The sequence below is a fragment of the Pseudomonas sp. 24 E 13 genome (assembly GCF_900004715.1).
Classification (GTDB): Bacteria; Pseudomonadota; Gammaproteobacteria; order Pseudomonadales; family Pseudomonadaceae; genus Aquipseudomonas; species Aquipseudomonas orientalis_A.
Genome location: NZ_CVTO01000154.1, coordinates 1 through 12579, shown reverse-complemented (window position 1 = coordinate 12579; position 12579 = coordinate 1). Strand labels below are relative to the sequence as shown.

The 12579-nt window shown below is 61.5% G+C and carries 12 protein-coding genes; 2 read left to right on the top strand and 10 right to left on the bottom strand.

All coding sequences use genetic code 11. The features are described 5' to 3' along the window. Positions 1-117: 117 nt before the first annotated feature. From BFP90_RS23875 to BFP90_RS23855, 5 genes are all read right to left on the bottom strand, one after another. Positions 118-921, bottom strand: coding sequence for an OmpA family protein (locus BFP90_RS23875; RefSeq protein WP_065898128.1), 804 nt, complete (start codon positions 919-921; stop codon positions 118-120). Further along, the gene (locus BFP90_RS23870; protein WP_083203322.1) at positions 918-1280 is read right to left on the bottom strand and encodes a DUF4398 domain-containing protein; all 363 of its coding nucleotides are present in this window, start codon (positions 1278-1280) and stop codon (positions 918-920) included. Before BFP90_RS23870 ends, BFP90_RS23875 begins: the two co-directional genes overlap by 4 nt. A gap of 9 nt (positions 1281-1289) precedes the next feature. Next, positions 1290-2105, bottom strand: a complete 816-nt coding sequence (locus BFP90_RS23865) for a substrate-binding periplasmic protein (protein ID WP_065898127.1) — start codon at positions 2103-2105, stop codon at positions 1290-1292. Positions 2106-2178: 73 nt separating this feature from the next. After that, complete coding sequence (locus BFP90_RS23860; protein WP_065898126.1) at positions 2179-3108, bottom strand: electron transfer flavoprotein subunit alpha/FixB family protein; 930 nt, start codon at positions 3106-3108, stop codon at positions 2179-2181. 2 nt (positions 3109-3110) lie between these two features. After that, entirely contained in the window at positions 3111-3860 is a 750-nt protein-coding gene (locus tag BFP90_RS23855) for an electron transfer flavoprotein subunit beta/FixA family protein (RefSeq protein ID WP_024076934.1), read from the bottom strand. A 507-nt stretch (positions 3861-4367) separates the two neighbouring features. Here BFP90_RS23855 and BFP90_RS23850 point away from each other — a divergent pair. Then, positions 4368-6032 (top strand): electron transfer flavoprotein-ubiquinone oxidoreductase, encoded by a 1665-nt coding sequence (locus BFP90_RS23850; protein ID WP_065895465.1) that lies wholly within the window; start codon positions 4368-4370, stop codon positions 6030-6032. 123 nt (positions 6033-6155) lie between these two features. Here BFP90_RS23850 and BFP90_RS23845 read toward each other — a convergent pair whose 3' ends face one another. Continuing rightward, a complete protein-coding gene (locus tag BFP90_RS23845; protein WP_065898125.1) occupies positions 6156-7049 on the bottom strand; it encodes an AraC family transcriptional regulator in 894 nt (297 codons plus the stop codon). Positions 7050-7230: 181 nt separating this feature from the next. On the opposite strand from BFP90_RS23845, the gene BFP90_RS23840 reads away from it, so the two are divergent. Then, positions 7231-8283, top strand: a complete 1053-nt coding sequence (locus BFP90_RS23840) for an NAD(P)-dependent alcohol dehydrogenase (RefSeq protein ID WP_065887924.1) — start codon at positions 7231-7233, stop codon at positions 8281-8283. Here BFP90_RS23840 and BFP90_RS23835 read toward each other — a convergent pair whose 3' ends face one another. The 4 genes from BFP90_RS23835 to BFP90_RS23820 all read right to left on the bottom strand — a co-directional run. Further along, positions 8284-9087 carry an IclR family transcriptional regulator gene (locus BFP90_RS23835; RefSeq protein ID WP_065895466.1) on the bottom strand — a complete coding sequence of 268 codons (804 nt, stop codon included), beginning with the start codon at positions 9085-9087 and terminating at the stop codon, positions 8284-8286. A 183-nt stretch (positions 9088-9270) separates the two neighbouring features. Beyond that, positions 9271-10236: an L-arabinose ABC transporter permease AraH gene (araH, locus tag BFP90_RS23830; RefSeq protein ID WP_065887792.1), complete on the bottom strand. Its 966-nt coding sequence runs from the start codon at positions 10234-10236 to the stop codon at positions 9271-9273. Positions 10237-10255: 19 nt separating this feature from the next. Beyond that, positions 10256-11755, bottom strand: coding sequence for an L-arabinose ABC transporter ATP-binding protein AraG (gene araG, locus BFP90_RS23825; RefSeq protein ID WP_065898124.1), 1500 nt, complete (start codon positions 11753-11755; stop codon positions 10256-10258). After that, on the bottom strand, positions 11752-12579 hold an 828-nt coding region (locus BFP90_RS23820; RefSeq protein ID WP_065898123.1), incomplete at its 5' end, for a substrate-binding domain-containing protein. The genes BFP90_RS23820 and araG, both read right to left, overlap by 4 nt.

The window sequence follows — 12579 nt, the reverse complement described above, 5'->3', positions numbered from 1 at the left end:
CAAGATCAAGAGCGGCTCGCTTCGCATCGTGGTTACGGTTGGGCGCTGCTGAGTTGTGTAGATACCTATGGTTATCGGGGGCAAGCCCCCTCCCACATTTTGATCCGGGCCTGGTTCTTAGCGAGCGGCGCCCAGTTGGCCTTTTTCGTCGGAGAACACAATTTCCACCCGACGGTTCTGCGCACGGCCACGCTCGGAGGCGTTGGCCTCCACCGGGTACTTGTCGCCATACCCCTCGACCTGAATGCGTTTTTCGTCGATGCCCAGGTCAACCAGCACATCTGCCACCGACTGGGCACGGTCACGGGATAGATTCAGGTTGTCGCGTTCGCCCCCGGTATCATCGGTGTAGCCCTCGATGCGCACCTTGCGCCTGGGGTTCAGTTGCAGGAACTGCACGACCTTCAACACCGTACGGTTGGCCGAATTCTGCAACTCGGCTTCGCCAGTATCGAACAAGACATCGCCCAGGGTCATCACTAGGCCACGCTCGGTCTGAGTGGTCAGGCTGGCGATTTGCTGTTCGACCCACTTGCCCTGCTGCTGCACGCTGGCCAACTTGCTTTCACGCAAGGCCAATTGCAGGCGCTGGCGTTCCAGCTCGAGTTTAGCAAGGCGCTCGGCGTTCAGCCCCTGCTCGGTGTGTTCCCGGGCGATGGCACTGTAGCGTTGGCTCAGGTAGGCGTAGTGCAGCACGTCAGCGCCGCTGCCCCAGTAGCTGGAGAGGCGATCGGCACGCGCCAGGGACTCCCCGGCGCGGATTACATCCTTGGGCGCGAAGCGCAATACATTGGCGTCTTCCTTGACCGACTGAAAGTCATTGCCGGCCTGTTGCAACGCCTGCTCGCTACTGGGCTGGCTGGCACAGCCGCCCAGCACCGCGCTGCTCAGCAGTAACGCCACACTCACACCGCGGATCATTGGGCTTCTCCCAACTGCAACTGCTTGCGCAGGCGCGCGATGCGCGTGTTGACCACGTTCAATTGTTCCTGGCTCTTGCCGGTCAGCACTTTGGCCTCGGCCAGACGCGCATCCAGTTCAGCCTGTTCGGCGCGCATGCGTGCGTGTTTGTAGGACTGGTCGGCCATGTTGCCCTGGGCTCTGGCAAATTTTTCTTCAGCCAGTTTCAGCTCGGGCGATTCATCGGTATTGGCGCCCACTGCGTTGGCTTGCTCCAGGGCTTGCTGGGTCAGGCGCATTTGTTCAGTCGGCGCAGGATCGGTGGCACATCCCGCCAGGGCGACAACGGCCAGGGCCGCGAAAAGAGGTCGAAGAGTCACTGAAAATCCCTACTTTGTTGGGGTACCGACGGGTTGTTGCAATTGCGCCTTCCAGCGCTCGAGATTGCGCTGCAACGCGGCTTCCGCGGTACCGGACGCGGGCAATTCTGTCATCTTTTTAGCCAGCTGTCCGCGCAGCCACGGATCATTGCAGGCCGAATTGTGGGAGATGGCCAGGTACAGGCCGGGCTGGTCGATCGGCACTTCGCGCGCGACCAGGTCATTGTTCATGCCCAGGGTCTGGGCCATGGCCATGCCGGAATAGCGGCTGGCGAGCACATAGTCCACCTCCCCCAGCAACAGCTTCTGGAAGGCTGGCGTCAGGCTGGGCAGACGCTGCAAGGTCAACTGCTCGCCGGCAAGGGCATCAAACCCGGCACTCAGACGAGCGCGCTCCGAGGCGGCGCCCTTATGGCCGTGCAAGTCGGCAGCGGTGGTGTAGACCAGGGGCGAGTCCTTGCGAGTCCACACCAGATAATCGATCTGCATCAACGCCGGGTGGATGTAGTCGAGGTTTTCCAGCTCGCCGAGGTTCAACGGCGCATCGGCGAGGATATCCATGCGCCCGCTGCGCACTTCCTCCAGGGCCAGGGAGCGCTTGCCGCCGTAAAGCAGGTCGATTTTCAGGCCCAGGTCCGTGGCTACTTGTTGCAGCACATCGGCGGTGGCGCCGATCAGGTGAGTCGGGTCCTGCGGGTCGCGCCACAGCAACGGCGGTGCATCCGGGCTGCCGGTGATGACCAGGCGCTCGCACTTGCCGGCCGCCAGCGACAAGGTCGGCAGCAGCGTAAGACTTAGCAGCAGGATCAAGGAACGCAGTTGCATGGCGAGGTGCTCCTACACGTCAAAAAAAAAGCCCGGTCACAAGACCGGGCTCTTTATAAGTGAAGCGACTGGATTAGACCAGCTTCTCCAACTCGGGAACGGCTTCGAACAAGTCCGCCACCAGGCCATAATCGGCCACCTGGAAGATCGGTGCTTCTTCGTCCTTGTTGATCGCAACGATCACCTTGGAGTCTTTCATACCGGCCAGATGCTGGATCGCGCCGGAGATACCGACCGCGATATACAGCTGCGGCGCAACGATCTTGCCGGTCTGGCCGACCTGCATGTCGTTGGGTACGAAGCCTGCGTCAACGGCTGCGCGGGACGCGCCGACCGCTGCGCCCAGCTTGTCGGCCAGGGCGTACAGGTGCTTGAAGTTATCACCGTTCTGCATGCCACGCCCGCCGGAAACGACGATTTTGGCAGCGGTCAGTTCCGGGCGATCCGACTTGGCCAGCTCTTCGCCGACAAAGCTGGAAGTGCCAGCGTCATGGGCAGCAGCGACGGCTTCAACGGTAGCCGAACCGCCTTCAGCGGCCACCGGGTCGAAGCCGGTGGCGCGCACGGTGATGACCTTGACCGCAGCGTTGGACTGCACGGTGGCGATGGCGTTACCGGCATAGATCGGGCGCTTGAAGGTGTCGGCGCTTTCGACCGAGATGATCTCGGAGATCTGGTCAACGTCCAACTGCGCGGCAACGCGTGGGAGGATGTTTTTGCCGTTGGAAGTGGCGGCAGCCAGGATGTGGCTGTAGCCGGCGCCCAGCTCTGCAACCAGCGGCGCAACGTTTTCCGGCAGCTGGTGCGCGTAAGCAGCGTTGTCGGCGTTGAGCACTTTGCTCACACCAGCGATTTTCGCGGCGGCTTCAGCCACCGGGCCAGCGCCCTGACCGGCTACCAGTACGTGGATGTCGCCACCGATTTTAGCGGCAGCGGCCACGGTGTTCAGGGTGGCCGGGGCCAGCACCTTGTTATCGTGTTCGGCGATTACGAGGATAGTCATGTTCAGATCACCTTCGCTTCGTTTTTCAGTTTCTCAACCAGTTCAGCCACCGACTTGACCTTGATGCCCGCGCTGCGTGCAGCCGGCGCTTCGACTTTGACGGTCTTGTTGGTGGAGGCGGTGGAAACGCCCAAAGCGTCCGGAGTCAGCACTTCAAGCGGCTTCTTCTTGGCTTTCATGATGTTTGGCAGGGACGCATAACGCGGCTCGTTCAAACGCAGGTCGGTGGTGACGATGGCCGGCAGCTTCAGGGAAACCGTCTGCGCGCCGCCGTCGATCTCACGGGTGACCGCAACGCTGTCGCCGCTCACTTCCACTTTGGACGCGAAGGTGCCCTGGCCATAACCGGTCAGTGCAGCCAGCATCTGGCCGGTCTGGTTGTTGTCACTGTCGATGGCTTGTTTGCCAAGGATCACCAGTTGCGGCTGTTCCTTGTCGACAACGGCCTTGAGCAGCTTGGCCACGGCCAGGGAGGTCAGCTCTTCGGCGGACTCGACCAGGATGGCGCGGTCGGCGCCCAGTGCCAGGGCGGTACGCAATTGCTCCTGGGCAGTGGTGGGGCCGATGGAAACCACGACGATCTCGGTCGCTACGCCTTTCTCTTTCAGGCGTACGGCTTCTTCCACGGCGATTTCACAGAATGGGTTCATCGACATCTTGACGTTAGCAAGGTCGACGCCGGAATTGTCCGCCTTGACGCGAACTTTCACGTTGTAATCGACAACGCGTTTGACAGCTACAAGAACCTTCATGGATTCCTCGTTACTCTCCGGTGAAAAGAAAGTCGCCTAGGCGAACCTGGCGGTTGATGCTCATCGGCACACAAGGGCACCTCCAAAAACCTCGGCGGATGACCTTGCTCACGGGAAGTGATGACCGTTCGTCAGGGGTGACTGAGAGGTCATTCTTTATCGCAGCATGTAAACTGCGCGCCAGTGTCCGGGCACGCGTCACCTGTCTTGCTTTTGGACGTGCTCTTGAAAACCTGCAGTCTGCCTACGGTCAGCGCAAAACCGACCGTATATTGACCGGAACGCCTATTCTGGTCAATACGGCAAAATGGTCAGTCATAAGCCGCGTTGCTTTGATTTACCTAGCCTGCGGGCAATTCAAACAAACGTTTGTATTGGACGCTGCCAGTGGTGTAGATATAATGCGCCACCTAGAGAGAAAGGTGAGTCGTGCCGTTGCCGCATGACACTACCGAACCTCCACCCATTAGAAAAAAAGCCTGTTGAGCCTTGAGTAGGAGATAGCCTGTGGAACGCGAATACATGGAATTCGACGTGGTCATCGTCGGCGCCGGCCCGGCGGGCCTGTCCGCCGCCTGCCGACTGAAGCAGAAGGCCGCCGAAGCCGGTAAGGAAATCAGCGTCTGCGTGGTCGAGAAAGGCTCCGAAGTGGGCGCACACATCCTCTCCGGTGCCGTGTTCGAACCACGCGCCCTGAACGAACTGTTCCCGGACTGGAAAGCACTCGGCGCCCCGCTCAACACGCCGGTGGTGCGTGACGACATCTATGTACTGCGCAGCAGCGATACCTCCACCCGGGTTCCCGACTTCTTTGTGCCCAAGACCATGCACAACGAAGGCAACTATATTATTTCCCTGGGCAATCTGTGCCGCTGGCTGGCCCAGCAGGCCGAGAACCTGGGCGTGGAAATCTACCCAGGCTTCGCCGCCCAGGAAGCGCTGTTCGATGAAAACGGCGTGGTGCGCGGCATCATCACCGGTGACCTGGGCGTGGACCGCGAAGGCAAGCCCAAAGAAGGCCTGTATACCCCGGGCATGGAGCTGCGCGGCAAGTACACCCTGTTCGCCGAAGGCTGCCGTGGGCATATCGGCAAGCAACTGATCCAGCGCTTCAACCTGGACAGCGACGCCGATGCCCAGCACTACGGCATCGGCCTCAAGGAAATCTGGGAAATCGATCCGGCCAAACATCAGCCCGGCCTGGTAGTGCACACCGCCGGCTGGCCGCTGGACATCATGGGCAACGAGAACACCGGTGGCTCGTTCCTGTATCACCTGGAAAACAACCAGGTGGTGGTCGGCCTGATCGTGGATCTGTCTTACAGCAACACCTTCCTGTCGCCGTTCGATGAGTTCCAGCGCCTCAAGCATCACCCGGTGCTGGCCCAATACCTGGAAGGCGGCAAGCGCGTCAGCTATGGCGCCCGCGCGATCTGCAAAGGCGGCCTGAACTCGCTGCCCAAGATGGTCTTCAAGGGTGGCGCGCTGATCGGTTGCGACCTCGGCACCCTGAACTTCGCCAAGATCAAGGGCAGCCACACCGCGATGAAGTCCGGCATGCTCGCCGCCGACGCGGTAGCCGACCGCCTGTTTGCCGAGTCCGAAGGCGGTGACGAACTGACCGCGTATGTCGACGGTTTCAAAGCCAGTTGGTTGTACGAAGAACTGTTCGCCAGCCGCAATTTCGGCCCGGCGGTGCACAAATTCGGCGCCATCGTCGGCGGCGGCTTCAACTGGCTCGACCAGAACATTTTTGGCGGCAAAATTCCTTTCACCCTGCACGACACCAAGCCGGACTACGCCTGCCTCAAGCTGGCCAAGGACAGCCAGAAGATCGACTACCCCAAACCCGACGGCAAGCTGAGCTTCGACAAACTGAGCTCGGTGTTCATCTCCGGCACCAACCACGAAGAAGAACAGCCGTGCCACCTCAAGCTCAAAGACCCGAGTATCCCGATCGGCACCAACCTGCCGCTCTACGATGAACCGGCGCAGCGTTACTGCCCGGCCGGCGTGTATGAGGTGGTGACTAAAGAAGACGGCGAAAAGCGCTTCCAGATCAACGCCCAGAACTGCGTGCACTGCAAGACCTGTGACATCAAGGACCCTTCGCAGAACATCACTTGGGTGACCCCGGAAGGTGCGGGCGGGCCGACTTACCCGAATATGTAAATCAAATGTGGGAGGGGGCTTGCCCCCCGATGGCAGTGTGTCAGTCAGCCTGTCTGTGGCTGAACCACCGCTATCGGGGGCAAGCCCCCTCCCACATTTTTAACCTGATTGTGTCAGTGACGCTCAAGCGGCCCGTTCTTCGCCGGGGTTACGCAGGAAGTAGCGTTTATACTCGCGACTGAACTGCGACGTACTCTGATACCCCACGCCATGCGCCGCCTGCGCCACGCTCACCCCCTCCACCAGCAGCAGTTGCTGGGCCTTCAATAGCCGCAGGCGCTTGAGATACTGCACCGGCGATAACAAAGTGCAGCGCTTGAAGTGTTCGTGGAAGGTGGACGCACTCATGTGCGCATAACCGGCCAGCGTCTCGATATTCAGCGGTTCGGCGTAATGGGCATGCAGGTGGCTCAGGGACGTGGCAATCCGCGAAAACTGCCCTTGCTGTTCCACCAATGCACGTAACACATCGGCCTGTGGCCCACGCAACGCGGTGAACAATAATTCACGCACCCGCGCCGGCCCCATGATCCGGCTCTCCAGCGGATCGTGCAGGCACTGCAACAGTCGTTCGACGCACCCGCGCATGGCGTCATCGAGCACCACCGAACTCATCGACTCCAGGGTCTGCGCCGCCGGCGGTGGTCCGGCTTGCATGCCCATCGCCATGACCAATTCCCCCAGCACCACGCGATCAATGCCCACCGTCACGCCGAGCAAAGGCGCCCCGGGGGCCATGGCAAAGGTCTCGCACTCGAACGGCACCGGCATGGCCTGGATCAGGTAGTGCCCGGCGCCGTACTCCAGCGTACGCGGGCCCAGATAGGCGACCTTGCTGCCCTGGGCCACGAACATCAGGCTCGGCTCGTAGATCTGCGGCCCACGCGCCACGTCGCAACTGGCACGCAACACCTTTACGCCAGGCAAGTGAGTCGGCGAAAAGCCGTCGCGGGAGGCAAGCCCCTCGATCAAGGAAACCAGGGTGGCGTTAGCGTCGAGATGGCGGGTCAACAGCATGGCAAAAAACTTCGCGAAAAAGGGATAAGAACATCATCGCAGGTCTGGCGCCACATGCATCCAAACAAGGGGCACTGCCGGACGAATAGGCATGAGACTCGGAGCAATCGCCATGGCCGTCCACAGGGTCAGTGAGGAAAATGGCCCGCCTCACTTTTCAATGCATTTGCGAGGTTTCCTCATGTACACAGCGATCGGTTACGCCGCCCAGTCGGCCACCACTCCCCTCGCCCCCATGTCGTTTGAACGCCGCAGCCCGCGCGCCGATGACGTGGCCATCGAGATTCTTTACTGCGGCGTGTGCCACTCCGATATCCACCAGGCGCGCAACGAATGGGGCATCGCGGTGTACCCGCTGATGCCCGGCCACGAAATCGTCGGCAAGGTCACTGCCGTCGGCGCCAGCGTCACCTCCCATAAAGTCGGCGACCTGGTGGGCGTGGGCTGCATGGTCGATTCGTGCCGCCACTGCGACGCGTGCAAATCGGATCTGGAGCAATACTGCCTCGAAGGCCCGACCATGACCTACGCCACCCCGGACCGCGTGGACGGCAGCAACACCATGGGCGGTTACTCCGACAGCATCGTGGTCAGCGAACACTTCGTGGTGAAGATCCCGGCCAAGCTCGACCTGGCCAGCGCTGCGCCGATTCTCTGCGCGGGCATCACCACCTACTCGCCGCTCAAGCACTATGGCGTGAAGGCCGGTGACAAGGTCGGGATTCTCGGCATGGGCGGCCTGGGCCATATGGGTATCAAGTTCGCCAAGGCCATGGGCGCCGAAGTGACGCTGTTCACGCGCTCGGCGAGCAAGGCCGAAGAAGGCCGTCGCCAGGGTGCCGACCATGTGATCGTGTCCACCGATGCCGAACAGATGAAAGCCGCCGCCGGGCATTTCGACTTCCTGCTCGACACCATCCCGGTGCAGCATGACCTCAACCCCTACCTCGACGTGCTGCGCTTTGACGGCGTGCATATCCTGGTCGGCCTGATCGAGCCGGTGGACCCGCCCGTCAATGCCGCCAAACTGGTATTGGGCCGTAAAGTGCTGGCCGGCTCGTTGATCGGCGGCATTGCCGAAACCCAGGAAGTCCTGGATTTCTGCGCCGAGCACGGGATTACCTGCGACATCGAGATGCTCGACATCCGCCAGATCAACGAGGCTTACACACGGATGATCGCCGGCGATGTGAAGTATCGCTTCGTCATCGACATGGCGACCCTGAAGGCCTGATCAGGCCTTCGCGCCCAGTTGCGCCGAGAGCCGGGCCGCGACCTGTTTGATCACAGGGATCAGCTCGGCCATTTTCTCCAGCGGCATGTAGGGCACGGTACTGGCGATGCTGATGCCGGCGACGATTCGCCGGCTGGCATCGCGCACCGGTGCCGCGACGCAACGGATCGACGGTTCGTTGTCTTCCAGATCGAACGCATAGCCGCCCACCACGTATTCATGCATGCGCTGCTCGAACTGCGCCCAGGACTGCTCGGGGTGCTGCGGCCATTGCAGGTTCTTGCCCCCCGCCGGCAGGCTGACGTCGTACAGGCGCTGCCATTCCTCCACGCTGTCATCGAGCATCAACGCCTTGCCGATGCCGGTGCGCGCCAGCGGCATGCGATGGCCCACCCGCGAGCGCATTTCCGGACCGTTGCGGCCGGGGTTCTTGTGCAGGTAGAGCACCTCGTCGTATTCGCGAATCGCCAGGTGGATGGTGTCGCCGGTGAGGGCCGACAACTCGTCCAGGTAGGGTACGGCCAGGTTCACCAGCGGCAGTTCTTCGCGCGCCTGGAACCCCAGTTCGATCAACTTGGGGCCCAGCAGGTAACCAACTTGCGGAACCACCCGCAGGTAACGCTCCTCCACCAGGCAACTGGCAAGGCGGTGGGTGGTGCTGCGGGTGGTACCGATACGGCGGGCGATCTCTTTCAGATCCCGCGCACCGGCCGCCACCGCCTGCACCACGCCCAGGCCACGCAGCAGGGTCTGGGTGCCGGTGGGGGCGGTGTCTTTGACGGGGGAGTGAGCGTTTTCCTGCATATCGGGCCTATAGATAAAAAAGCGGGGGCATTATGGCAAATACCGCCCTCCTGAACACAGGAGATCCAATGTGGGAGGGGGCTTGCCCCCGATAGCGGTGGGTCCGCTTGCACATCTGTCCACTGATAGACCGCCATCGGGGGCAAGCCCCCTCCCACATGTTGATCCTTATATGGCTTGGGATCAGCGTTGCTTCATGCGGTCGATGATGACGGCCAGCAACAGGATCGAACCGCGAATCACGTACTGGTAAAACGTGTCGATGTTCTTCAGGTTCATCGCGTTCTCGATGATCGCCAGAATCAACACCCCGGCAATCACATGGCGGATCATGCCGATACCACCGCTTAACGACACCCCGCCCAGCACGCACGCCGATATCACGGTCAGCTCGAAGCCCTGGCCGATCATCGGCTGGCCGGAGGTCATGCGCGAGGCCAGGATCACCCCGGCCAGTGCGCCGATCAGGCCGTGTACGGCAAAGATGATGATCTTGGTGCGATCAACGTTGACCCCCGCCAGCAGCGCCGCTTCCTGGTTACCGCCGATGGCCATGGTGTTGCGCCCATAGGTGGTGTAGTTGAGCAGCCAGCCAAAGAACACAAAGCACAACACGGTAATGATGATCGGCACCGGCACGCCCATCAGTTGGCCGTTGCCGAACACGAAGAAGCCTTCATCCATCACCCCCACCGCCTTGCCGTTGGAGAAGATGTAGGCCAGGCCGCGCACGATCTGCATGGTCGCCAAGGTCGCGATCAGCGCGTTGATGCGCAGCTTGGCGATGACGATGCCGTTGATCAGCCCCACCACCAGGCCCATGGCCAGGGCCGCCGACACGCCGAGCATCACGCTGTCGGTGTCGCGGATCACGATGCCCGCCACCACGCCGGCGCAGGCGATCACCGAGCCCACCGACAAATCGAAGTGCCCCGACGCCAGGCAGAACAGCATGGTGCATGCGGCGATGCCCACCGTGGAAATCGCCAGGCCCAGCCCGCGCATGTTCAGCGGCGAAAGGAAGTTGTCGATGAACAGCGCACTGAGCACGAAGATGCCCAAGGCAGCCAACAACATCACCCAGTCGTCGAGAAACTTGCGTTGATTGAACCCTGGCCAGAAGCCTTTTGCCGTTTTTACCTGAGACATACCTGCGCCCTCTTGTTCTTCAAGCCCGCGTACGCGGAAGTGCCAATTGCAACAGTCGTGCTTCATCCGCCTGGTCGCGAGGGAGCTCGCCCGTGAGGGCGCCTTCGCTCATCACCAGGATGCGGTCGGAAATGCCCATGACTTCCATCAGGTCGCTGGACACTACGATCACCGCGATACCCTGGGCCGCGAGGTTGTGGATGATCTGGTAGATCTCGGACTTGGCGCCGATGTCGATACCGCGCGTGGGCTCATCCAGCAGCAGCACCTTCATCGGCATCGACAGCCAGCGGCCGAGAATGGCCTTCTGTTGGTTGCCGCCGGACAGGTACATGATTTTCTGTTCGGCGCTGGGCGTCTTGACCTTCATCGCCTTGATTTGCCCGTCGGCGTTGCCCTTTTCCCAGCCATCGCGCAGCAGCCAGCCGAACGCCGAATGCGCGCCCCGGGCACTGATGTTGATGTTTTCAGCAACGCTGGACAGCGGAATGATGCCCTCTTTCTTGCGGTCTTCCGGGCACAGCAGTACGCCGGCCGCGATGGCATCGCGCGGTGAACGCAATTGCAGCGGCTCACCGCACAACTCCAGGCTGCCGGCACTGGCACGCTCCAGGCCGCTGAGCAGGCGGAACAGTTCCGTGCGCCCTGCTCCCACCAAGCCGAACAGGCCTAGGATTTCGCCTTTGCGCACGTTGAAACTGATCGGCGCGCGCAGGCCGGGACCGAGCAGGCCGTCGACCTTGAGCGCCACTTCGCCGTGCTCGCGCGGGCGATAGTCGTAGATGTCCTGGATATCGCGGCCGACCATGCAGGTCACCAACTGATCGTGGCTCAGCGCGCTCATGTCCTCGAAGGTGCGCACGAAGCGCCCGTCCTTGAACACCGTGACCGCATTGCAGATACGGAACACTTCTTCCATGCGGTGGGAGACATAGAGCACCACTTTGCCCTCATCGCGCAGGCGCGTGATGATCGCCATCAAGCGATCAATCTCACGCGCCGACAGGCTGCTGGTCGGCTCATCGAAGGCAATCACATGGGCGCCACGGGACAGCGCCTTGGCGATTTCCACCAATTGGCGCTGGCCCAGGGACAGGCGCCCGAGCTTTTCCTGGGGATCGATTTCATCGGCCAGGCCCTTGAGGCACGCCAGCGCCTGCTGGCGCAGCACACCGCGGTTGACCACGCCAAAACGCGACGGTAGATGCCCGAGGAACAGGTTTTCGGCCACGGTCATTTCCGGCACCAGGTGCAGCTCCTGATGGATCACCGCCACGCCGCTGGCAATGCTGTCGGCGGCGTTCTTGAAGGCCATGACCCGCTCGCCGATCTGCACCGTGCCGCTGCTGGGAATATAGGCGCCGCCGAGGATCTTCAGCAGCGTCGATTTACCCGCACCGTTCTCGCCCATGAGGGCGTGCACTTGCCCCGGGTGCGCGGTGAAGCTGATGCCATCGAGCGCCTTGACCCCAGGGAAGGTTTTGCCGATACCGTCAAAACGCAGGGCCGCAGCGGTCATTTCCACAGCCCGATCTTGGTCAGTTCTTCCTGGAAATTGGCACGGGTGATCAGGGTCACTTCGTCCATCGCGGTGTACTTCGGCGGTTCAGTGCCTTTGGTGACCCACTCGTACATCATCAGAGCGGTGTTGTAGCCCTCGATATGCGGGCTTGGCAGCATCGAGCCGAAGAAGCCGCTGTCGGCTTTCTTCAATTCGCCGATGGCGTCGGTGCCATTGATGCCGATGCCGATCACGTTGGCGGCCTTGAAGCCGGCGCTTTCAGTGGCACGTACGCCACCGAGCACGGTGTTGTCGTTCATGCCGCCGATGATCAGGTTTTTCGCGCCGCTGGGCAGCTTGACCAGGGCCGAATTAGTGGCGTCCATGCTGCCGGGCACGTCGAGGGTTTTAAGCGCGGCGGTGAGGATATGGTCCTTGGGAATGCCGGCTTCTTCCAGAGATTTGATCGAGCCGTCGGTGCGTTTCTTGCCGGTGTCGAGTTCGTTGAAGGTGTTGATTACCGCGTAGGTGTCCTTCCAGTCCCAGCCGCGTTTTTTCGCTTCGGCGGCCATGGCGGCGCCCTGTTTCTGGCCCACTTCAAACGCGGCCATGCCCAGGTACGGCACGTCTTCCATGAAGTTGCCCTTGGCGTCGACGAAGCGGTCGTCCACGGCCATCACTTTGAGGCCGTTGACCTTGGCCTTGGCGACGATGGCCGGGCCGAGGGACACATCCGGCGGGCAGATCACAAAGCCCTTGGCGCCGTTGGCGGCCAGGCTGTCGATGGCCGACAGGGTTTTCTCGCCATCCGGCACGGCGATCTTGATCACGGTGAAACCGTG

Coding starts and splice junctions, on each gene's coding strand:
- BFP90_RS23875 (WP_065898128.1), bottom strand. CDS start 921: ATGATCCGCGGTGTGAGTGTGGCGTTACTGCTGAGCAGCGCGGTGCTG.
- BFP90_RS23865 (WP_065898127.1), bottom strand. CDS start 2,105: ATGCAACTGCGTTCCTTGATCCTGCTGCTAAGTCTTACGCTGCTGCCG.
- BFP90_RS23860 (WP_065898126.1), bottom strand. CDS start 3,108: ATGACTATCCTCGTAATCGCCGAACACGATAACAAGGTGCTGGCCCCG.
- BFP90_RS23855 (WP_024076934.1), bottom strand. CDS start 3,860: ATGAAGGTTCTTGTAGCTGTCAAACGCGTTGTCGATTACAACGTGAAA.
- BFP90_RS23845 (WP_065898125.1), bottom strand. CDS start 7,049: ATGCTGTTGACCCGCCATCTCGACGCTAACGCCACCCTGGTTTCCTTG.
- BFP90_RS23840 (WP_065887924.1), top strand. CDS start 7,231: ATGTACACAGCGATCGGTTACGCCGCCCAGTCGGCCACCACTCCCCTC.
- BFP90_RS23835 (WP_065895466.1), bottom strand. CDS start 9,087: ATGCAGGAAAACGCTCACTCCCCCGTCAAAGACACCGCCCCCACCGGC.
- araH (WP_065887792.1), bottom strand. CDS start 10,236: ATGTCTCAGGTAAAAACGGCAAAAGGCTTCTGGCCAGGGTTCAATCAA.
- araG (WP_065898124.1), bottom strand. CDS start 11,755: ATGACCGCTGCGGCCCTGCGTTTTGACGGTATCGGCAAAACCTTCCCT.